The 21504-nt window shown below is 71.1% G+C and carries 15 protein-coding genes and 10 pseudogenes; 16 read left to right on the forward strand and 9 right to left on the reverse strand.

Features of this window, described 5'->3' with window-relative positions; genetic code table 11:
- Complete coding sequence (locus L2X98_RS18280) at nt 1-477, forward strand: MaoC family dehydratase (protein WP_259611819.1); 477 nt, start codon at nt 1-3, stop codon at nt 475-477.
- Nucleotides 474-1278: pseudogene (locus tag L2X98_RS18285) on the forward strand (HpcH/HpaI aldolase/citrate lyase family protein). The gene L2X98_RS18280 and the pseudogene L2X98_RS18285 overlap by 4 nt, the downstream one beginning before the upstream one ends.
- 37 nt (nt 1279-1315) lie before the next feature.
- Here the strand turns inward: L2X98_RS18285 and L2X98_RS18290 are convergent.
- The 4 genes and pseudogenes from L2X98_RS18290 to L2X98_RS21940 all read right to left on the reverse strand — a co-directional run.
- Nucleotides 1316-1783 carry a histidine phosphatase family protein gene (locus tag L2X98_RS18290; protein WP_259611821.1) on the reverse strand — a complete coding sequence of 156 codons (468 nt, stop codon included), beginning with the start codon at nt 1781-1783 and terminating at the stop codon, nt 1316-1318.
- 73 nt (nt 1784-1856) lie between these two features.
- A pseudogene (locus L2X98_RS18295) lies at nt 1857-1934 on the reverse strand (histidine phosphatase family protein); the annotation flags it as partial.
- Between the two features lie 63 nt (nt 1935-1997).
- On the reverse strand, nt 1998-2381 hold the full coding sequence (locus tag L2X98_RS18300; RefSeq protein WP_259613386.1) for a Sir2 family NAD-dependent protein deacetylase: 384 nt from the start codon (nt 2379-2381) through the stop codon (nt 1998-2000).
- 56 nt (nt 2382-2437) lie between these two features.
- Nucleotides 2438-2653 (reverse strand): annotated as a pseudogene (locus L2X98_RS21940) (Sir2 family NAD-dependent protein deacetylase); the annotation flags it as partial.
- Between the two features lie 281 nt (nt 2654-2934).
- On the opposite strand from L2X98_RS21940, the gene L2X98_RS18310 reads away from it, so the two are divergent.
- The 5 genes from L2X98_RS18310 to L2X98_RS18330 all read left to right on the forward strand — a co-directional run bounded on the left by L2X98_RS18310 (nt 2935) and on the right by L2X98_RS18330 (nt 4978).
- Complete coding sequence (locus tag L2X98_RS18310; RefSeq protein WP_354002851.1) at nt 2935-3681, forward strand: TrmH family RNA methyltransferase; 747 nt, start codon at nt 2935-2937, stop codon at nt 3679-3681.
- 117 nt (nt 3682-3798) lie between these two features.
- Nucleotides 3799-3924: a hypothetical protein gene (locus tag L2X98_RS18315; RefSeq protein ID WP_259611822.1), complete on the forward strand. Its 126-nt coding sequence runs from the start codon at nt 3799-3801 to the stop codon at nt 3922-3924.
- On the forward strand, nt 3921-4526 hold the full coding sequence (rhuM, locus tag L2X98_RS18320; RefSeq protein WP_259611823.1) for a RhuM family protein: 606 nt from the start codon (nt 3921-3923) through the stop codon (nt 4524-4526). Before L2X98_RS18315 ends, rhuM begins: the two co-directional genes overlap by 4 nt.
- 9 nt (nt 4527-4535) lie before the next feature.
- On the forward strand, nt 4536-4859 hold the full coding sequence (locus L2X98_RS18325) for a Fic family protein (RefSeq protein WP_259611824.1): 324 nt from the start codon (nt 4536-4538) through the stop codon (nt 4857-4859).
- Nucleotides 4856-4978, forward strand: coding sequence for a hypothetical protein (locus L2X98_RS18330; RefSeq protein ID WP_259611825.1), 123 nt, complete (start codon nt 4856-4858; stop codon nt 4976-4978). The genes L2X98_RS18325 and L2X98_RS18330 overlap by 4 nt, the downstream gene beginning before the upstream one ends.
- Nucleotides 4979-5022: 44 nt before the next feature.
- Here the strand turns inward: L2X98_RS18330 and L2X98_RS18335 are convergent.
- Nucleotides 5023-5885, reverse strand: a pseudogene (locus L2X98_RS18335) (SGNH/GDSL hydrolase family protein).
- 101 nt (nt 5886-5986) lie between these two features.
- Between L2X98_RS18335 and L2X98_RS18340 the strand changes: the two are divergent.
- The 8 genes and pseudogenes from L2X98_RS18340 (at nt 5987) to L2X98_RS22545 (ending at nt 15455) form a co-directional block, all read left to right on the forward strand.
- Nucleotides 5987-7801, forward strand: a pseudogene (locus tag L2X98_RS18340) (DEAD/DEAH box helicase).
- Nucleotides 7802-8003: 202 nt separating this feature from the next.
- Nucleotides 8004-9038, forward strand: a pseudogene (locus L2X98_RS18345) (VIT1/CCC1 transporter family protein).
- 81 nt (nt 9039-9119) lie between these two features.
- Nucleotides 9120-10758, forward strand: a pseudogene (locus tag L2X98_RS18350) (MFS transporter).
- A gap of 29 nt (nt 10759-10787) precedes the next feature.
- Nucleotides 10788-11957 (forward strand): annotated as a pseudogene (locus tag L2X98_RS18355) (cysteine desulfurase family protein).
- A gap of 53 nt (nt 11958-12010) precedes the next feature.
- Nucleotides 12011-13107: pseudogene (gene mnmA, locus L2X98_RS18360) on the forward strand (tRNA 2-thiouridine(34) synthase MnmA).
- Between the two features lie 29 nt (nt 13108-13136).
- A complete protein-coding gene (locus L2X98_RS22535; protein ID WP_435526223.1) occupies nt 13137-14468 on the forward strand; it encodes a DNA ligase LigA-related protein in 1332 nt (443 codons plus the stop codon).
- Nucleotides 14452-14958 (forward strand): hypothetical protein, encoded by a 507-nt coding sequence (locus L2X98_RS22540; protein ID WP_435526224.1) that lies wholly within the window; start codon nt 14452-14454, stop codon nt 14956-14958. Before L2X98_RS22535 ends, L2X98_RS22540 begins: the two co-directional genes overlap by 17 nt.
- 20 nt (nt 14959-14978) lie before the next feature.
- On the forward strand, nt 14979-15455 hold the full coding sequence (locus L2X98_RS22545) for a helix-hairpin-helix domain-containing protein (protein WP_435526225.1): 477 nt from the start codon (nt 14979-14981) through the stop codon (nt 15453-15455).
- Nucleotides 15456-15502: 47 nt separating this feature from the next.
- Here L2X98_RS22545 and L2X98_RS18370 read toward each other — a convergent pair whose 3' ends face one another.
- On the reverse strand, nt 15503-15784 hold the full coding sequence (locus tag L2X98_RS18370) for a hypothetical protein (protein WP_259611826.1): 282 nt from the start codon (nt 15782-15784) through the stop codon (nt 15503-15505).
- A complete protein-coding gene (locus L2X98_RS18375) occupies nt 15735-17027 on the reverse strand; it encodes a 13E12 repeat family protein (protein ID WP_259611827.1) in 1293 nt (430 codons plus the stop codon). The genes L2X98_RS18370 and L2X98_RS18375 overlap by 50 nt, the downstream gene beginning before the upstream one ends.
- 381 nt (nt 17028-17408) lie before the next feature.
- On the opposite strand from L2X98_RS18375, the gene L2X98_RS18380 reads away from it, so the two are divergent.
- Nucleotides 17409-17900, forward strand: coding sequence for a DUF4262 domain-containing protein (locus L2X98_RS18380; RefSeq protein ID WP_259611828.1), 492 nt, complete (start codon nt 17409-17411; stop codon nt 17898-17900).
- Nucleotides 17901-17940: 40 nt separating this feature from the next.
- On the opposite strand, the pseudogene L2X98_RS18385 reads toward L2X98_RS18380, so the two are convergent.
- A pseudogene (locus L2X98_RS18385) lies at nt 17941-19764 on the reverse strand (DEAD/DEAH box helicase).
- Nucleotides 19761-21467 carry a long-chain-fatty-acid--CoA ligase gene (locus L2X98_RS18390; RefSeq protein ID WP_259611829.1) on the reverse strand — a complete coding sequence of 569 codons (1707 nt, stop codon included), beginning with the start codon at nt 21465-21467 and terminating at the stop codon, nt 19761-19763. Before L2X98_RS18390 ends, L2X98_RS18385 begins: the two are co-directional and overlap by 4 nt.
- Nucleotides 21468-21504 lie beyond the last annotated feature (37 nt).

A 21504-nucleotide genomic window follows, 5' to 3' on the forward strand; every position in this document is an offset into this window, starting at 1 on the left:
ATGAGCGAGATCGTCCAGCGCGGGCTGTACTACGAGGAGTGCGAGGTCGGGGCCAGGTATCTGCACCGCCCCGGCCGCACCATCACGCAGGCCGACAACACGCTCTTCTCCGCGCTGACGATGAACACCCAGGCGCTGCACGTGGACGCCGCGTACTCGGCCACGCAGCCGTTCGGCAAGCCGCTGATGAACTCGATGTGGACGCTGGCCACGATCGTCGGGATGTCGGTGACCCAGATCACGCAGGGCACGCTCGTCGCCCAGCTCGGGCTGAGCGACATCGCCTTCCCGCATCCGCTGTTCGCCGGCGACACGCTGTACGCCGAGACCGAGATCGTCGCGAAGCGCCTGTCGAACTCGCGCCCCGGCCAGGGACTTGTCACGATGACCCATACCGGGCGCAACCAGGATGGCGAGGTGGTGGCCACCGCCACCCGGGTCGCGCTGATGTGGTGTCTGCCCGAGGGGGACGCATGAGCTTCACCATGGGACCTGCTCTGCTGTTCTGCCCCGCCGACCGGCCCGAGCGCTATGCGAAGGCCGCCGCACGCGCGGATGCGGTCATCCTCGACCTGGAGGATGCGGTCGCGCCGGCCGCCAAGGCCGCCGCCCGCGGGCACCTGATCGAGTCGGAGCTGGACCCCGCCACCACGATCGTGCGCATCAATCCGCTCGACACCGAGCACACGGCATCCGATCTGTCGACCCTGGCGCAGACCGATTACCGCACCGTGATGGTGGCCAAGAGCGAGTCGGCCAAGAAGATCGGGCGGCTCGATCCGCGTTTCGCGGTGATCGCCCTGTGCGAGACCGCGCGCGGAGTGGCCCATGCCGAGAAGATCGCGGCGCTCGAGAACGTGGTCGCCCTGATGTGGGGGGCCGAAGACCTGGTGGCCTCGCTCGGAGGCACGTCCAGCCGCAGGAAGAGCGGCCGCTACCGCGATGTCACCCGCTACGCGCGCTCGCGGGTGCTGCTGGCCGCGGGGGCGCACGGCAAGGCCGCGATCGACGCGGTGCACCTGGACATCGGCGATGCGAAGGGGCAGACCCGGGAAGCAGAGGATGCGGTGGCCAGCGGATTCGCCGCGACCGCCTGCATCCACCCCGGGCAGGTCGAGCTGATCCGGGCCGCATATCGGCCTTCCGCCGCGACGGTGGAGTGGGCGCGGGCCGTGCTGGCCGCGGCATCCGGGCAGCGGGGCGTGTTCGCCTTCGAGGGGCGGATGGTCGACGAGCCCGTGCCTGCGGCACGCCCGCGCGGTGCTCACGCGGGCCTGAGGCATCCGTCCTCGGCGCGGCCGCGGAGGGTGCCGACTCAGCGGGTCGCCGGGGCGAACGCCGCGCTGCGCGCCGCTTCGACCAGGCGCAGCCGCTCGCGTTCGTACAGCATCGAGTAGCCGCCGCCGTTGGGCAGGTAGGTGCCGGGCTCGGGCAGGCTGCCGCCGGTCGCGTGCCGGACGAGTTCGCGGATGAGTCCGCCGTGCGAGACGACGATGACGGATGTCGCGGCCGGGGCCGTCGCGCGGCGCACGTCGCGCACGACCCGGCGCACGCCGGCCAGTCCGCGGCGTCGCATCTCGTCGGGCGTCTCGGCGCCCGGGACCCGTGCCGTCACCCACGGACCCCACAGAGCCGCGACCTCTTCGCCGGTCTTGCCCTCGGCCTCGCCGTAGGCGCGCTCCTGCAGCTGCGGATACAGCCGCGGCGCCTCGAGTCCGAGCTCGCCGGCGATGATCTCGGCCGTCTCGCCCGCCCGCGACAGGTCGCTGGCCACGATCGCCACCGGCCCGTGCAGCCTGCTCGCGCAGATCGGCGGCCGCCTCGCGGGCCTGCCGCCGACCGGTGTCGTTGAGCGGGATGTCGGAGCTGCCCTGGATGCGTCCGGTCAGGTTCCAGTCGGTCTCGCCGTGGCGCACGAAGATGAGGGAGGTCACTGTTCGAGGGTACCGGGCGCCGGATCACAGGACGCTGGGCGCCCGGCGCCCTGTGTGCCGGGATCAGGGAACGGGGAGCCGCTCGGCCAGCGCACCGAGCACCTCGCTGGTGCCCGCCTCGATCCGCACGGTGGCACGCGGGTCGGCCCGGGTCGGTCCCCGGTTGACGATGACGATCGGCAGGTCGCGACGCTGGGCGCGCTGGACCAGCCGCATCCCGGAGTTGACCGCGAGCGAGGATCCGGCCACCAGCAGCGCCTCGGCCGAGGCCAGCAGCCGCTCGGCCGCGGCGAACCGCGTCGGCGGGATGGTCTCGCCGAAGAAGACCACCTCGGGCTTGAGCATCCCCCGCAGATCGTGCACACGGGCAGCCGGAAGCCGTCGACCGAATCGGGGCGCACATCGCCGTCCGGCAGCAGGATCGCGTCTTCGGAGGTCACCAGCCACGGGTTGTCGGCGTCGATGCGCGCCGCGAGGTCGCGCCGGTCGAACACCTGCCCGCAATGCAGGCAGACCACCCGCCGCAGCGTGCCGTGCAGCTCGACGACCCGCCCGGAGCCGGCCTGCAGATGCAGGCCGTCCACGTTCTGGGTCATCACGCCGTTCGCCACCCCGCGCCGCTCGAGCGCAAGCCAGTGCCGCGTGCCCGGCGTTGGGATGCACGGACGACATGCGCCGCCACCCGAGGTGGCTGCCCACCCAATATCGGCGACGGGCATGGTCCGAACCGAGGAACTGCTGCACGGTCATCGGCGTGCGCACCGGCGCCCCCTCGCCGCGATAGTCCGGGATGCCGGAGTCGGTCGACACGCCGGCTCCGGTCAGGACCGCCACCCGGCGCCCCGACAGCGCCGCCGTCGCGTCGTCGATCGCGTCCGTCATCCGCACCGCACCAGGCTACGCCCCGCCATGCGGCATCCTGGGACGGTGATCACCATCCCGATCGGCGACCCCGACGACCCGCGCCTGGCGGACTACCGCGATCTGACGGATGTCGCGCTTGCGCCGCGCGCTCGAGCCGGCCGGGGGCCTGTACATGGCCGAGTCGGCGAAGGTCCTGGCCCGGGCACTGGAGGCCGGGCACCGCCCGCGGTCGGTGCTCGTCCAGGAGAAGTGGGTGCCGGATGCTGCGGCCCTGCTCGGCTCGCTGCCCGATGTCCCGGTGTATGTGGTGCCCGCTTCCGTCGCCGAACAGGTGACCGGCTACCCCGTGCACCGGGGTGTTCTCGCGGCGATGCACCGGCCCGACCTGCCGACGGTGCGCAACGTGCTCGCGGGCGCGCGGCGGCGACCACATTCACGAATCGCCGTCCTTGAGAATCTCACCGACCACGCGAACGTCGGTGGTGCAATAAGGAACGCCGCAGCGATGGGCGTCGACGCCGTGCTGGTGACGCCTGGCTGCGCGGACCCGCTCTATCGGCGAGCTGTGCGCGTGTCGATGGGCACGGTGTTCCAGGTGCCGTGGACGCGGATCGACGGCTGGCCGCGCGACGGCATGCAGCTGCTCAAAGACGCCGGTTACGTCGTGGCGGGTATGTCGCTGGGGGAGGACTCGATCACCCTCGACGAGCTGGTCGCCGAGGATCACGGCGACCTGGCACTGGTGTTCGGCGCCGAGGGCCATGGCCTGACGCCGGCGACCGACCGGTTGCTCGACCGCCGGGTGACGATCCCGATGATGCACGGCGTCGACTCGCTCAACGTGGCGGCCTCGTCGGCGGTGGCGTTCTACGCGACGAGGTAGTGATGCTGTGCTCCTCCGTCCGGTATGGCACCCAGGCCGTGTCTGTGCGCACCGGTACGTTGAGATCGACACGCAGTCGCAACTGAGGCACGCCTTCGGGCTCGGGAGAACGACAACATGGCACCGACCACCAAAGAGGCGCAGCGCGCTCAGTTGCACAAGACGATGCGGCGCATCGTGAACGACCTCCGCGTTTGTGTCGACGGGTGGGCGATCGTCGCCGACCTGGAGGTGACGCCGTGAACGAGCAGGAGATCGTCGTCTACATCGCCGATGGTGTCGAGTTGGCGCTGCCGATGGATCCTGAGCGTGAGACCGTGTGGGCCTCGCAGGCACAGATCCAGGAGCTGTTCGGTGTAGACCAGTCGGGCGTGTCACGGCACATCCGCAACATCTTTCACGATGCTGAGGTCGAGCCGGAGAGCAATATGCAAAAAGTGCATATTGCCGGCGTGGACCGGCCGGTCACGTTGTACAGCCTCGACGTGATCCTCGCGGTCGGCTACCGTGCGAACTCGGGTCGTGCGATCATGTTCCGGCGGTGGGCCAGCACTGTTCTCAAGCAATATGTCGTCCACGGTGTCGTGGTCAACGAGCGGCGCCTCGAACAGGTGGGATCTATCGTGCGGGTGCTCGCACGATCATCAGACACGGTCCTCGCGGGTGTCGCCGAAGTGCTCTCGGGCTACATGCCGAGCCTCCGTGTGCTTCGCGACTACGACGAGGGCTGCTGGATGCCGCACCTTCGGGCGCCACCGCGACATGGACGCTCAGCTACGACGACGCACGCGCGGTCATCGACACGATCCGTGCCGAGTTTCCCAACGACGCGTTGTTCGGCGTAGAGCGCGGCGATGCGCTGCGCGGTGTCGTCGCCACGATCTACCAGGGCTTCGGTGGGCTGGAGCTGTACCCGACCGTGCAAGCTGAAGGCGGCGAATCTGCTCTACCTCGTGGTGAAGGACCACCCCCTCAGCGATGGCAATAAGCGCAGCGCAGCTGCGTTGTTCGTGCACTTCCTTGCTCACAACGGCGCGCTGGCGGATGCCGCGGGCACAGCCCGCATCTCGAACAACGCGCTGGCGGCCATCACTCTGATGGTGGCGATGAGCGACCCGAAGGAGAAGGACGTCATGATCGCACTGGTGGCCAGGATGCTCACGGAAGAGGCATCGTGAGCCGCATCGACGAGTTGATCGCACAGCTGTGCCCGGATGGGGTGGAGTTCAAGACGCTCGGAGATATCGCGACGCTCGTGCGCGGCAACGGCATGCCGAAGACTGATCTCACCCATTGACGCCGAGCGGCGACGACGGCGCTGTCATCCTCCGCGACGAGCAGCTACGCCTCCTCGCCCCGACCGGCCCCGGGATCCGCGCCCGGCGCGACCACCTGCACCGGCAGGGGGTCGGGCCGCTTGGCGGTGATGTTGTCGCCCGAGGACTGGTGCCGCAGCCGACGCAGCACCCACGGCACGAGGTACGCGCGCGCCCACACCAGGTCTTCGGTGCGCGCCTCTCGCCAGGTGCGCACCGGCAGCGGGTCGGGCTTGCATCGGGGCGAGATCGTTCGGCACGTTCAGCGCTCGCAGCACCATGCGGGCGACCTCGTGGTGTCCGAGCACGTTGAAGTGCAAGCCGATCGTCGGCGAAGAACCGCGGGTCCTGCGCGGTCTTCAGCGCCCACTGATCGGCCACGACGCAGTCGAACTCCTCGGCCACCGCCCGGATGTTCTCGTTGTAGATGGCGACCTTGCCGCGGATGCCGCGGAACACCGGGGTGAACTCGGTGTCGATCCCGGTGAACACGACCAGGGTCGCGCCGCTCCCGGCCAGCCGGGCCACGGCGTCGCGGAACAGCGCGGCGACCGCGTCCGGATCGGACCGCGGCCGGATCACGTCGTTGCCGCCTGCGCACAGGGTGATCAGATCCGGCTTCAGCGCGAGCGCGGGCTCGATCTGGTCGTCCACGATCTGCCGGATGAGCTTGCCGCGCACCGCGAGGTTCGCGTAAGCGAAGTCGTCGACCTGGCTCGAGAGCACCTCGGCGACCCGGTCGGCCCAGCCGCGGAAGGCGCCCGGCTGGGTCGGATCGGGATCGCCGACCCCCTCGGTGAACGAGTCGCCCAGGGCGACGAACCGGCGCCAGGGGTGCGGGCCGGCGTTGTCGACATACGGGGTGCGGCGATCCTCGGTGGCGGGCATCAGCATCCTTCCGATTCGTGACCGACATTCAGACTAATCTCGGGCAGGGTCGCACGCTCGGTTTAGGCTGGAATCTCGTCCGGCGGCGGGAAGGGGTGCGGGTGGAGGAGCAGACCTCTCTGGGCAGCTTCGCCGCCGAACACCTTTCACCGACCTACCCGCAGCGCGCGCCCTGGGGCACGGCCCAGCGCCTGCGCGCCTGGCAGGCCGAGGCGCTGGACCGCTACTTCGAGCTGGACGGCCCGGACGGTCCGGGCAAGGGCCCGCGCGACTTCCTCGCGGCGGCCACCCCCGGCGCCGGCAAGACCACGTTCGCGCTGCGTCTGGCCAGCGAGGCGTGCGGCGGGATGTCGTCGACCGGATCGTGGTGGTCGCCCCGACCGAGCATCTGAAGACGCAGTGGGCGGATGCCGCGGCCCGGGCATCGATCCGGCTCGATCCCGCATTCTCCAACCGCCACGCCGCCCCGGCCCGGCACTATCACGGCGTGGCCGTCACCTATGCGCAGGTGGCGGTGAAGGCATCCGTCCACGAGCGTCTCATCCTCGACAAGCGCACGCTGGTGATCCTCGACGAGGTGCACCACGGCGGCGACGCGCTCAGCTGGGGCGACGCCCTCCGCGAGGCGTACCGACGTGCCACCCGCCGACTGCTGCTGTCCGGCACCCCGTTCCGCAGCGACACCGCGCCGATCCCGTTCGTCGAATACCACCCGAACGAGCACGGCATCCGCATCTCGCGTACCGACTACTCCTACGGATACCGGCGGGCGCTTCTGGACGGGGTCGTCCGGCCGGTGATCTTCATGGTCTACGCCGGGCAGATGCGGTGGCGCACCAAGGCCGGCGACGAGATGGAGGCCCAGCTCGGCCAGGACAACACGAAGGACATCACTGCGCAGGCCTGGCGCACCGCGCTCGACCCGGAGGGCGATTGGATCCCGGCGGTGCTCCGCTCCGCTGACCGCCGACTGACCGAGGTGCGCGAGCAGGTTCCGGATGCCGGGGGGCTGGTGATCGCGACCGATCAGACCGCCGCCCGCGCCTACGCGGCGATCCTCAGGGAGATCACCGGGGAGGCGCCCACCGTGGTGCTCTCCGACGAGGCCGAGGCATCCGCCCGGATCGAGACGTTCGCGCAGAGCGAGGCTCGATGGATGGTGGCGGTCCGGATGGTCTCGGAGGGGGTGGATGTCCCGCGCCTGGCGGTCGGGGTGTACGCGACGAGCGCCTCGACGCCGCTGTTCTTCGCGCAGGCGATCGGCCGGTTCGTGCGGGCCCGGCGTCGCGGCGAGACGGCCAGCGTGTTCCTGCCGAACGTGCCGCAGCTGCTCGCGCTGGCCGGCGAGCTGGAGCGACAGCGCGACCACGCGCTGGACCGCGAGTCCGACGGCGACGAGTGGGACGCCGAAGAGGACCTGATGGATGCCGCGGAGCGCGAGGAGAAGGCCTCGGACGCGCTCACCGAGGAGTTCAGCTACCAGGCCCTGGGATCGCTCGCGCACTTCGACCGGGTGCTGTACGACGGCAAGGAGTTCGGCCAGCTCGCCGTCCCCGGCACCCCGGAGGAGGAGGAGTTCCTCGGCCTTCCCGGTCTGCTCGAACCCGAGCATGTGCACGAGCTGCTGATGCAGCGTCAGGCCCGCCAGGGGCGCCACCGGGCCACCCGCGAGGCGCGTGAGGGCTCCACCGACGCCCGGGACGCGGTGCCGCCGCAGGCGCTGCACCGCACCCTGAAGGAGCAGCGTCAGCTGCTGAACAGCCTGGTCGGGCTGTACGCCCGCCAGTCCGGCGAACCGCACGGCGCCGTGCATGCCGAACTGCGGCGGGTCTGCGGCGGACCCGCCGTCGCCCAGGCCACGGTCGCGCAAGCTGCAGAAGCGGATCGAGGTGCTCCGGGGCCGCGTGCACTCGTAGCCGCGGGGCCGTCGCCCGTCCGGGCCCCGATGCCGCGGGCCGCGTCCCGTTCGGAGCTCCGAAATGCTGGCAATCCCGCGGAATCGCCCGGGCGCGGCATCCGTCGCCGATAGCCTCGAACGGTTGTCGACCCCGGGAGAAGATGTGACCGCGCCCCGCGCCGAGCCCAGGCAGCCGCGATCGCCGACGCTGGGCGCAGTACCTGGTCAACGAGCGGGCCGAGGCGCGCGTCTATCGCGAACTGGCCGGTCGCCGTACCGGCGAGGAGCGCGAGATCCTCACCGCGCTGGCGGATGCCGAGGGGCGGCACGAGGCCCACTGGCTCGAGCTGCTGGGCGCAGAGCCCGCCTCGCTCCCGCGTGCGTCCGCGCGCACCGTCCTGCTGGGCTGGATGGCCCGGCACTTCGGCTCGATCTTCGTCCTGGCACTGGCCCAGAACGCCGAGGGGCGCTCGCCGTATGAGACCGACCCGCACGCGACCCCGGCGATGGCCGCCGACGAGAAGGTGCATCAGGAGGTCGTGCGGGGCCTCGCCGCCCGCGGGCGGCGGCGGCTCTCCGGCGGGTTCCGGGCCGCCGTGTTCGGCGCCAATGACGGGCTGGTCTCGAACCTCGCCCTGGTGATGGGCATCGGCGCGACCGGGGTCCCCTCGTCCTTCGTGCTGTTCAGCGGGGTGGCCGGGCTGCTGGCCGGGGCCCTCTCGATGGGCGCCGGCGAGTACGTGTCGGTGCGCTCGCAGCGCGAGCTGCTGGAGGCCACCGAGCCGGGGGAATTCGCCGACGGCGTCCTTCCGGACCTCGACCTCGACGCCAACGAGCTCGCCCTGGTGTACCGCAGTCGGGGGATGACCCAGGAGGACGCGATCGAGCGTGCGGAGCGCGTGCTGGACCGCGCCCGCGCCGCGGAGCCGGCCGCGCCGGGCACCGGCCCGGTCTCGACCGGCGACATCGGCGAGGTCGTGGGCGGGGCATGGCGGGCGGCGATCTCGAGCTTCCTCTGCTTCGCCTCGGGCGCGATCATCCCGGTGCTGCCCTGGATCTTCGGACTGACCGGCCCGGCAGCGGTGGTGCTGGCGCTGGTGCTGGTGGGACTGGCCCTTCTGGGCACCGGTGCGATGGTGGGGCTGCTGTCCGGCGCGCCGCCGCTGCGCCGTGCGCTGCGGCAGCTTGCTCATCGGCTTCGCCGCCGCGGCGGTCACCTACGGGCTGGGCCGCTCTTCGACATCACACTGGGATGACACATCGCCATCCTTCAGCTACACTGAAGCCATCTCAGTATTGCTGAAGGTTGGGAGTCTCACCATGGTCGCGCACTCGCGATGACCGGCGCACGCACGGTCGAGACCGCGGTCGAGTCGGGCCCGACGCGGCGGGACTGGCTGGGCCTTGCCACGCTGGCCTCCGGGCTCGGGATGATCGTCCTGGACGGGACGATCGTGGGCGTCGCCCTGCCCGACATCGTCCGGGATCTGCACCTCACCCTCAGCGACGCCCAGTGGGTCGGCAGCCTGTACGCCGCGGTCCTGGCGGCCCTGCTGCTGTCGGCCGGTCGGCTCGCGGACCGATGGGGGCGCAAGCGGCTCTTCCTGGCCGGGATCGTAGTGTTCGTCGCCGGCAGCGTGTGGGCCGGTGCTGCCGGGGCCGCGGGGGTGCTGATCGCCGCGCGCGCGGTGCAGGCGCTCGGGGCCGCGCTCATCCTGCCCACGACGCTCTCGAGCGTGAACGCCACGTTCCGCGGGCCGTCGCGCGCGGCTGCGTTCGGCGTCTGGGGGGCGGTGATCTCGGGGGCGGCGGCGATCGGCCCGCTGGCTGGCGGGGCGCTGACCCAGTACGCGTCGTGGCCGTGGATCTTCCTGGTGAACGTGCCGCTGGGGGCGATCGTGTTCGTCGCTGCGGTCTTCACCGTCCGTGAGACCCGCGCCCCGGCGGCCGACTCCGGCGATCGCGGCGGCCCCGACATCCTCGGCGCCGTCCTGAGCGCGGTCGGCTTCGCGTCCCTGGTGTTCGTCGTGATCGAGGGCCCCGATCTGGGGTGGTGGCGACCGCAGGAGTCGTTCACCGTGTTCGGGCTGACCTGGCCGCAGACCGCGGCGATCTCGCCGGTGCCGGTGCTGATCGTGGTGGCGGCGGTCTCGCTGGTCGGCTTCATCGGATGGGAGCGGTCGCGGGCACGCGCGGGCCGGCAGGCGCTGCTGGATCTGACGCTGTTCCGCCTGCCCACCTTCACCTGGGGCAACGTCACCGCCGGAACGGTCGCCGTCGGCGAGTTCGCGCTGGTGTTCGTGCTGCCGCTCTTCCTGGTCAACGCGATGGGGCTGCCTGTGATGACGGCCGGGCTGGTGCTGGCCGCGATGGCGGTCGGCGCGTTCGTGTCCGGTGCCCTCGCGCGGCACCTCGCCGCGCGGCTGGGCGCCCCGGGCGTCGTGATCCTCGGGCTCGCGCTGGAGGTGGTGGGCATCCTGGTGGTCGCGCTGGTGGTGCGACCGGATGCCGCGGCCTGGCTGATCGCGGCGCCCCTGGTCGTCTACGGGCTCGGCCTGGGGCTGGCGTCGGCGCAGCTGACCGGCACGGTGCTGCGCGACGTTCCGCCCGCCCAGTCCGGGCAGGGCTCGGCGACCCAGAGCACGGTCCGGCAGGTGGGCAGCGCACTGGGCACCGCCGTCTCGGGGGCCGCGCTGGCGATCGCGCTGGCCCTCACGCTCCCGGCGGCGACATCCGACGCGGGCCTGACCGGCCCGAAGATCGATCAGCTCGTCAACGCCACCCGGCAGAGCGCCGGCGCCACGATCGCGCAGCTGCGTGCGCAGCACTCCGACGCGCTCGTGGCGGCGCTGTCGGCGGGGTTCGCGGATGCCACGCGCAAGCTCGCTGCTGGTGGCCATGGCGTTCCTCGTGCTCGGCCTGATCGGCGCGCTGCGGGTGCGCGCGGTCGCCGGCCGCGGCGCACCGGCGGCCTGACCGGCGTCGCGGCGTGGCAGAGTGGACCGGTGACGGTCTACCTCGATCACGCGGCCACCACGCCGCTGCGCCCCGAGGCGCGCGATGCGTGGCTGGCCGCCGCGCAGCACCGCGGCAATGCGTCCTCGATCCATCGGGACGGCCAGGGCGCCCGCCGGGTGCTGGAGGAATCCCGGGAGCGGCTCGCGGCCGTGCTGGACTGCGATCCGATCGAGGTGGTGTTCACCTCCGGCGGCACCGAGTCGGTCAACGCCGCGGTGAAGGGCCTGTGGTGGGCGCGGGCGACGGGAACGGATACCGTGGTCCTGCCGGACGGCGAGCACCACGCCACGATGGACGCGGTCGAGTGGCTGCGCACGCACGAGGACGCCCCGGTGCGGCCGGTGCGGCTGGATGCGCAGGGCGCGATCGACGTCGACGCATTCGCGCGGGCGCTGCCCGGCGCGGCGGTGGCGACCGCCCTGGTCGCCAACAACGAGGTCGGCACGATCAACGACGCGGCCGGGCTGGCCGCGGCATCCGCCGGCGCCGGAGTGCCGCTTGCATCTGGACGCGATCGCCGCGTTCGGACACCTGCCGGTCTCGTTCCGGCGGTGGCGGGGCGATGCGCGCGGACAGCGCGGCCTGTGCGCGCTCAGCGTCTCGGCGCACAAGCTCGGCGGGCCGGTCGGGATCGGCGCCCTGGTCATCTCGCGGGCCGCCGCACCCGAGGCGCTGCTGCACGGCGGCGGCGGCAGCGCGCGCTCGCGAGCGGCACCCAGGACATCGCCGGGGCGGCCGCGTTCGCGGTCGCGGCCGAGCGCGCCGAGGCCGAGCGCGACGCGGAGGGCGTGCGCCTGGCCGCGCTGCGCGACCGGCTGGTCCGCGGCATCCGGGACGCCGTGGACGGCTCCGCGCTGCTCGGCGACCCGGAGGAGCGGCTGCCCGGCAACGCGCACATCCTGTTCCCGGGCGCGCTCGGCGAGACGCTGCTGTTCCTGCTCGACGAGGCCGGCGTCTGCGCATCCACCGGATCGGCGTGCCAGGCCGGCATCCCCGAGCCGTCGCACGTCGTCACAGCGATGGGGCGGACGGATACCGAGGCCCGCCAGGTGCTCCGGTTCACGCTGGGTCGCACCTCGACGCAGGCGGACGTCGACGCCGCCCTCGCTGTGCTGCCGGACGCGGTGGAGCGCGCACGGGCAGCGGCCCGGCGCTGACCGCGGGACGGAACCCGGCCCGCGCCCAGGCGGCCGCTCCTAGACTGGAGCCCATGCGGATTCTGGCGGCGATGAGCGGCGGCGTGGACTCCGCCGTCGCCGCGGCACGCGCGGTCGAGGCGGGGCACGACGTCGTCGGCGTGCACCTGGCGCTCTCCCGCGCCGGCGGCACGCTGCGCACCGGCAGCCGCGGCTGCTGCACGATCGAGGACGCAATAGACGCGCGCCGCGTCTCGGACGTGCTCGGCATCCCGTTCTACGTATGGGACTTCTCCGAGCGGTTCCGGCAGGATGTCGTGGACGACTTCATCGCCGAGTATCAGGCCGGGCGCACCCCGAACCCGTGCATGCGCTGCAACCAGCACATCAAGTTCGCCGCCCTGCTGGAGCGGGCGCTCGAGCTCGGATTCGACGCCGTCTGCACCGGCCACTACGCCTCGCTGGTCGACGGCCCGCAGGGCCGGAAGCTGCACCGCGCGTCGGATGCTGCGAAGGACCAGTCGTACGTGCTGGGCGTGCTCACCGCCGAGCAGCTCGCGCACACGTACTTCCCGCTCGGGCACACCCCGTCCAAGGAGCTGGTGCGCGCCGAGGCGGAACGGCGGGGGCTCGCGGTCGCGCGCAAGCCCGACAGCTACGACATCTGCTTCATCCCGGACGGCGACACGCGGGGCTGGCTCGCCGACAAGGTCGGCGCCGAGCCGGGCGAGATCGTGGACCGCACCGGCGCCGTGGTCGGCGGGCACGAGGGCGCGCATGCGTACACGGTGGGCAGCGGCGCGGCCTGAAGATCGGTGTGCCCGCGGCGGACGGCAAGCCGCGCTTCGTGCTCGAGGTGCGGCCCGTCTCGAACACCGTCGTCGTCGGACCGAAGGAGGCGCTCGCGTGCGCCGAGATCGCGGGGGAGCGGTTCAGCTGGGCCGGTCGCGCGCCGGCCGAGGGGACATTCGACTGCGACGTGCAGATCCGCGCGCACGCCGACCCGGTGCCCGCACAGGCCGAGCTCGCCGACGGCGTGCTCACCGTGCGACCGACGCATCCGTTCGACGGCGTCGCACCGGGGCAGACGGCGGTGCTCTACGACGGCACTCGGGTGATCGGGCAGTTCACGATCGACCGCACGGTCTCGGCCGTCCCCGTCGACGCGTGAACGTCGGCGGCCGCTCGTAGACTCGAGCCGTGGCGCAGAACATCTCACGGGACGACGCTCGCACCGAGGCGGAAGACCTCACCACCCGCATCCTCGAGGCTAAGGACGCGTACTACGGGCGCGACACCTCACTCGTCGACGACGCGACGTACGACGGATGGATGCGTCGGCTCGCCGAGCTCGAGCGGCTGTACCCGGAACTGCAGGGCCAGGATTCGCCGACGCAGATGGTGGGGGCCGCAGAGGCGACGGGTCTGGACACGATCGAGCACGCAGAGCGGATGCTGAGCCTGGACAACGTGTTCTCGGTCGAGGAGCTGCGTGACTGGGCCGTGAAGACGCAGGCGGCGGCCGGTCGTGAGGTGGCCTGGCTGACCGAGCTGAAGATCGACGGCCTCGCGATCAGCCTCCGCTACGAGGACGGCGTGCTCACCTCGGCAGCGACCCGCGGCGACGGACGGGTCGGCGAGATCGTCACGGAGAACGCGCTGCGCCTGGCCGACATCCCGCAGCGACTGTCCGGCACGGGGCACCCGCCGATCGTGGAGGTGCGCGGTGAGGTCTTCATCCCGGTGGCGGCGTTCGAGCGGCTGAACGCCGCCCAGGCGGTGTTCCGCGACCGCGCCCACGACGACGCCCTGGCACGCTGGACGGCTCGCGGCGGCGCGATGAGGCCGTTCGACGAAGAGAAGGCGAGGGCGGCGGCAGCGCGGCGCTTTCCGGCGTTCGCCAATCCGCGCAACGCCGCCAGCGGCGGACTGCGTCAGCAGCTCGACAAGAAGGAGGGCCTCGAGCACGAGGCGGGGATGCTGCGGGTCGAGTCTCTCTCGCTGTATGTGCACGGCATCGGCGCTTGGGAGAACCCACCCGTCGCCAGCCAGAGTGAGGTCTACGAACTGCTCGCGCAGTGGGGTCTGCCGACGAGCCCGCACACGAGGGTCTGCCGCACGATCGACGAGGTCATCGAGTTCGTGGCGCACTACGGCGAGCATCGGCACGACATCGAGCACGAGCTCGACGGGATCGTCGTGAAGGTCGATGAGCTCGCGCTGCACGCCGAGCTCGGACAGACCAGCCGCGCGCCGCGGTGGGCCATCGCCTACAAATACCCGCCGGAGGAAGTGCAGACGAAGCTGCTCGACATCGTCGTGTCGGTCGGCCGCACCGGCCGGGCGACGCCGTTCGCCGTGATGGCGCCCGCGCACGTGGCAGGGTCGGTGGTGCGCCAGGCCACGCTGCACAACCAGGACGTCGTCAAGGCCAAGGGTGTGCTCATCGGCGACACGGTCGTGCTGCGCAAGGCGGGAGACGTCATCCCCGAGGTGCTCGGTCCCGTCGTCGAGCTTGCGCGACGGCAGTGAGCGCGCGTTCGTCATGCCGGAGTTCTGCCCGGAGTGCGGTTCGCCGCTGCGCCCGGCCAAGGAGGGCGACATCGATCTGCGGTGCCCCAACGCCCGGTCGTGCCCCGCGCAGGTGCGCGGTCGCGTCGAGCACATCGGCTCGCGCGGCGCGCTGGACATCGAGGTGCTCGGCGAGGTGACCGCCGCCGCACTCACGCAGGCTGAGCCTCCGGCCGTCGCCCCGCTCGACACCGAGGCGGGGCTGTTCGACCTGTCGCTGGACGAGCTCGTGCCGATCTCGGTGATCGTGCGCGACGCCGAGACCGGACTGCCGAAGGAGGGCGAGGACGGCTCCGTCAAGCGACGATCTCCGTTCCGCCGCAATCCCACCGCCCAGGAGCGCAAGGCCGGCGACGACCGACCGCAAGCCGTCGGCGGCCGCGACCAAGCCTGCTCGCCGAGCTCGAGAAGGCGAAGACGAAGGAGCTGTGGCGGCTGCTGGTCGCACTGAACATCCGGCACGTCGGTCCGGTGGCCGCGCGTGCGCTGGCGCAGTGGTTCGGGTCGCTGGATGCCATCCGCGCAGCCTCGCGCGACGAGCTCGCGGCCGTCGAGGGCGTGGGCGGGATCATCGCCGACGCTCTCCTGGACTGGTTCGAGGTCGACTGGCACCGCGAGATCGTGCGGCGGTGGACGGATGGCGGGGTTCGGTGGCAGATCCCCGGTCATCCCGGTCCGGGTGCGGCGTCCGCCGGCGGGGTGCTGGAGGGGATCACGGTGGTGGCGACGGGCTCGCTCGAGGGCTACAGCCGCGAAGGGGCGCAGGAGGCCATCATCGCCGCCGGCGGAAAGGCCGCGTCATCCGTCTCGAAGAAGACCGACTTCGTCGCGGCCGGGCCCGGGGCGGGGTCGAAGCTGGGCAAGGCCGAAGAGCTGGGCGTGCGGATCATCGACGCGGCGCAGTTCAAGGTCCTGGTCGAGCAGGGGCCGGACGCGCTGGATGCCTGACCGACCGATCGCCTGATGTCCTGAACGTCCCCGGGGAAGCTCGCCGTTCAGAACGGCGGTGGGTCATTGGGGAGCGGTTCGGGGACGAAGGTGACGGTGCCGATCGGGATGTCGATGTACTCGCGCCCGGTCGGGCTGGTCCATCGCAGCTTGCCGTGTCCGATCTGCTCCACCCGCCAGAGGGTGTTGTGCTTGACGACGTGGTGCGGCCGGCATTCGTCGGCGAGATTGTCGTCGCTGGTGGGACCGCCCAGTGCGGCGTCGAGGGTGTGGTCGTTGTCACAGTGCCAGGGTGGGCGGGTGCGAGCCGGGGAACCGGCAATGCTCATCACGCACGTCGAGGAAGCGGCGCAGTTCCGCAGAGGGTCGGTACCGGTCCACGGCGACGGGTTCCCCACTGGTGGGGTGGGTGAGCACCCGATCCCAACCCGGCGCGTTCGCGGCGAGTCGTTTGGCGGTCGCGAGGTCGATGGGTCCGTGCCCGGCCAGGATCGGAGGCTGTCTGCCGTGCCCCAGCAGGGTGAGCGCCGGGACGGTGATCTGCACCTTCGCGTCGATGCGCTCGAGCCCGTCACCGTGCCCGGTCGGAGTGCCGGTGAGCAGGATGTCGGTGAACAGATCGGCGCGGAGCTGGTCCATGGTGCGCGGGTCGCCATCGTCCTCCGCGTCGTCACCGTCGGCACCGCCACTCGGGCCGGTGATCAGCGTGAACGGCTCTTCACCGTCGACGGGCGAGCCCTCCGCCGGGCCGTTGACGTCTGTGGCATCTGCGCCGGAGAGCGACTCGTCCGGCCGCTGCTCGTCGTTGCGACGCCTGCACTTCTTGACCTGGTACGCCTGGCTCGTGATGCGGTCATACACGGCGCGGGCGAGAACTGCAGGGCCTTCGAACAGGACCTGCCCACGCCCGTGGCCGAGATCGACGTACCGCACGAAACGATCCTGCCTGGCTTCCTCGACATGCTGCGCGGCGGCATCCGGATCGATCCGCGCGGCGAGGATCTTCGCGATCTGCGAGAGACGGTACGGCGTCTCGCCGGCGGCGGCGGCCAACGCCCGCCCCTCATATTCGGCGCGCCTGCCGGGGTCGGTGATGAACGCCCCCTCATCGACGATCGTGGATGCGTGGGCGCAATCGATCTCGCCACGACCCAGCGCGGCATAGGTGGCGGGGAACTTGCCCACCAGCAGCGCTGCCGTTCCCATGCGGGTCTGCACCGACCGGTCCGACAGACGCGTCGCCGCGCCCAGTTCCGCCGAGATCTCCCGCAACGGGAGCTTGTGCGAGACCGGCAGATCGCGGCGGAACCGATCGCGTTCGCGCTCGATGACCACATCCACCGCATCAGAGAGCAACCCGGCCTCGCGCGCCTGGAGGATCGCGATCTGCCTGCGGGTGTCGACCAGATCGGTGACGATCGCATCAAGGGTGCCCCAGACGCCCCGCGGCGACGGCAGTCGGCCATCTTCGAACACCTCCCGGTCGCGGGCGGCACGATCTGCCTCTGCTGCCGGGTCCACCTCTCGCCGCGCCGGCCGGACGGCGGGCGTCGACTCTTCTGGAATCGCCATGGAGTGCGACGGAGATGCGGGGACCGCACCCGGCGCCGACGCGGACTCAGACCCTGAAACAGGATCGGGCATCGAACCCGGCGACTGCGGTACAGCTGACACGAGAAAGCTCCAGACGGACGTCGACGACAAGAGGACGTGCCCTCGACGTCTGAAGCGTGATGATCTTGGCCGGAAACTGGTGCGTGTCGAGGCTTGCTACTTCATCCAGCGTAGCACAGAGCTTCTACACTGCAACCGCATCAGGTGAGAACCGTCTCATGCTCGGGAGGCGATTCAAAGTCGGCAGTCACCGAGAATCCGCGCGGGCATCTCCGAGATGCATGGGTCGATGTCGCAACCACGTTCTACAGTGGCCACCACTTCGAGAAGGGAATGGATATGACATTCGAGATGGATCCCGCGACGCAGGCGTGGCTCGACCAGGAAGACCAGCGCACGGCTCAGATCATCCGCAAGTACGGTACGTACAACGAGTACGTCATCGGCGATCCCGACGAGGAGTCGCCGTCCTTCGCCTACAGCGTCGGGCTGTTCGGGCTGGGGCATCCCGAGCTGCTCGTGTTCGGCGTCGGCCAGGCGACGGCGTGCCACATCCTGAATGACATCGCCGCGCGTGTGCGTGCCGGAGCCGACCTCGTGGCGGGCGAGGTCGTGACGTTCGACGGCTGGGGTCACCGGGCACTGGTCGAGCCGGTGCCGAACCCGGGGGAGATCGTGTTCGCGGCGAATCGGTTCTACCAGCGGCCGAGCGAAGCGTCGGTGCCGGTGTACCAGCTGACCCTCGACGATCAGGACGGGCGGTTCCCCGGGGAAGTCGGATACGCCCGTCCCGCCTGGGTGCAGCCTCGTCCGGGGGAGTTCCGCGCGTGAGCCGGCGAGGATCGCCAGACGTCCACGCGCGCAGCGCCGTTCAGCCCTTGTGGCGCGGTTTGCGCGGCGGCCGGTCCCCGCGATCGCGACGCGGCGGACGATCGTCGCGGTCTCCCGGCGCGGAGCGCCGCCGCCCCGGCGCCCCGCGGTCGAGCGTGATCTCGATCAGGCGCCCGGAGATCCGGGTGTCGCGGAGTCGTTCGAGCACTGCCGGGTCGAGGTTCGCCGGCAGCTCGACGATGGAGAAGTCGGGCTTGATCGCGATCGCGCCGAAGTCGTCGCGGCGCAGGCCGCCTTCGTTGGCGAGGGCGCCCACGATCTGGCGCGGCTCGACGCGGTGCCGTCTGCCCACCTCGATCCGGTAGGGGGCGTAGTCGCCGCGGCCGCGTCGCGGCTCGCGCGGTTCGCGCTCGGCGCGAGCGCCGCGCTCCTTCGGCGGACGGTTCACCGCGTCGACGGATGCGGTGAGCGGGTCGTGTTCGGGGTCCAGCAGGCAGCGGCGTCTCGCCCTGAGCGACGATCGCGAGGGCGGCTGCGACATCCGACTCGGGCACGTCATGGTGTCGCACGTAGTGGTCGATGATGTCGCGGAACGCCTCGATCCGGCCGGTGGCCTCCAGAGCCGCGGTGATGGCGTCGTCGAAGCGGGCCAGGCGGGTCGTGTTGACGTCCTCGGTCGTGGGAGCGTCATCTGCGCCGGCTGCTGGCGCGTCGCCTTCTCGATGTGCTTGAGAAGGTAGCGCTCGCGCGGGGTGATGAAGCTGATCGCGTCGCCGGTGCGTCCCGCCCGACCGGTGCGGCCGATGCGGTGCACGTACGACTCGGTGTCGGTGGGGATGTCGAAGTTGATCACGTGGCTGATGCGCTCGACGTCCAGCCCGCGGGCGGCGACGTCGGTCGCCACGAGGATGTCGAGCTTGCCGTCCTTCAGCTGGTTCACCGACCTCTCCCGCTGCGCCTGCGGCACGTCTCCGCTGATCGCCGTCGCGGAATAGCCGCGGGCGCGCAGCCGCTCGGCGAGCGTCTCGGTCTCGTTCTTCGTGCGCACGAAGACGATGACCCCGTCGAAGTTCTCCACTTCGAGGATGCGGGTGAGGGCATCCACCTTCTGCGCGTACGAGACCACGAGGTAGCGCTGGGTGATGTTCTGATTCGTGGTCGTCTTCGTCTTGATCGCGACCTCTTCGGGATCGCGCAGGTACTTCTGCGCCAGCCGGCGGATCGCGGCGGGCATCGTGGCTGAGAACAGGGCGACCTGCTTGTCCTCGGGCGTCTGCGCGAGGATCTGCTCGACATCCTCGGCGAAGCCCATCTTCAGCATCTCGTCGGCCTCGTCCAGCACGAGGTACTTCAGTTCGGTGAGATCGAGAGTTCCCTTGGCCTGGTGGTCCATGATGCGTCCCGGCGTGCCCACCACGATGTGCACCCCGCGGCGCAGCGCCGACAGCTGCACGCCATAGGCCTGCCCGCCGTAGACGGGGAGGACATGCACGCCCTTCATGTGACCGGCGTACGATTCGAACGCCTCGCACACCTGCAGGGCGAGCTCGCGGGTCGGTGCGAGCACGAGCGCCTGAGGGGTCTTCTGGGAGAGGTCCAGGCGCTCCAGCACGGGCAGGGCGAATGCCGCGGTCTTGCCGGTCCCGGTCTGTGCGGTGCCGAGCACGTCCCGGCCGCTCAGCAGCAGCGGGATGGTTGCAGCCTGGATCGCCGAGGGCGTCTCGTAGCCGAGGTCGCGGACGGCGGCGAGCACCGGGCCTGTGACCCCGAGCTCCTCGAAACCGGGTGCGATGGGCTCGGCCTCCGTCGTCGGTGTGGCATCGGTCGTCGGTGTGGTATCGGTCGTCGGTGTGGCATCGGTCATGATCCGGCTCCTGTCAGGTCGAGCAGCTTCTCGCGCACCTGGCGGCGCAGCACCTTGCCGATCAGCGATGTGGGCAGCTCGTCGACGACGAACACGCGTCGCGGCACCTTGTAGGGGGTGAGGATGCCGCGGGCGAAGTCGCGGATCGCCTCGACGTCTGGCTCGGTCACATCGGGGGCCAGCACGACCGCGGCCACCACCTCTTCGCCGGAGTGCTCGCTGGGCAGGCCCACGACGGCGACGTCGTCGACGTCGGGATGCTGACGCAGGGCGTTCTCCACCTCGGTGGGGGCGACGTTGAAGCCGCCGGTGATGATGAGTTCCTTGATCCGGTCGACGATGCGCACGAAGCCCGTCTCGTCGATCGTGACGATGTCGCCGGTGCGGTACCAGCCGTCGACGAACGCCTCCTCGGTCGCTTCGGGTTTGCCGTAGTAGCCGCCGAACACCTGCGGGCCGCGGACGACCAGTTCTCCCGGCGCGCCGGGCGCGACATCCGTTGTCGGCTCGCCCGGGTCGACGACGCGGCACTCGGTGCCCGGCAGCGGCAGGCCGACCGTCCCCGGGACGCGGGTGTCGGCGACGGGGTTCGCCATCAGCACGGGAGAGCATTCGGAAAGACCGTAGCCCTCGACGAGGTACCCGCCAGAGGCCTTCTCGAACGGCACGACCAGTTCATGCGGCAGCGCCATCGCGCCCGAGATCGCGATCTCGGTGCCCTTCAGCGAGATGCCCTTCTCGTGCGCGGCATTCAGGAGGCGCTCGGCGATCGGCGGGACCAGCGGCAGGAACGTCGCGGGATGCTTCTTCGTGACATCCAGCACCATGTCGGGGTCGAACTTCGGGAACAGCACCAGCCGCGCGCCCATCGACATCGCGAACGTCAGGCACAGGGTGAGGCCGTAGGCGTGGAACATCGGCAGCACGGCGTAGACGACGCATCCGTTCCCGCGCACGATCTGCGGCACCCACGCGCGGGCCTGTGCGGCGTTGGCGAGCAGGTTGCGGTGGGTGAGCGATGCGCCCTTCGGCGTGCCGGTGGTGCCGCTGGTGTACTGGATGATGGCGAGGTCGTCCGTCGACGGCTGCGGGTGGGTCGGCGGCAGGGGATCCGCAGCGACGATCTGCTTCCATGGGATCGTGCCGGAGACGCGGCTGTACAGGGCCTCGCGCGATTCGCGTGCCTTGGCGATCGGCAGCTTCAGCGCGAGGCGGGTGGCCAGCGGCATCGCGGTGACCACGTCGACGGAGATGAGGTTCGTCACGGCGAGGTCCGCGGGGAACTCCTGCACGGTTTCGACGACCTTCGTCCACACGATCGCGGTCTTCGCGCCGTGATCCTCGAACTGCTTGCGCAGCTCGCGCGGCGTGTACAGCGGGTTGTGCTCGATCGCCACGGCGCCCAGGCGCAGGATCGCGTAGAACGCCACGATGTGCTGCGGGCAGTTCGGCAGCACTATCGCGACGCTGTCGCCGGCGCCGACGCCGCGTGCCTTCAGACCGGCCGCGGCGCGGTCGATCTGCTCCTCCAGCTCGCGGTACGTGGTCTCGCGGCCGAAGAACTGCAGCGCCGGGGCATCCGGGTAGTCGCGCGCGGATGCCGCGACGATGTCGACGAGCGAGCCGCTCACCGGCTCGAGATCCTCCGGGACGCCGGGCGGATAGCTGGCGGTCCACGGGCGCGGCGGATCGTACGACGTCATCGGACCAGCCTACGCGCCGGCGGTCTCGGGCATCATG

Source organism: Microbacterium elymi (assembly GCF_021582895.2).
GTDB classification, from domain to species: domain Bacteria; phylum Actinomycetota; class Actinomycetes; order Actinomycetales; family Microbacteriaceae; genus Microbacterium; species Microbacterium humicola.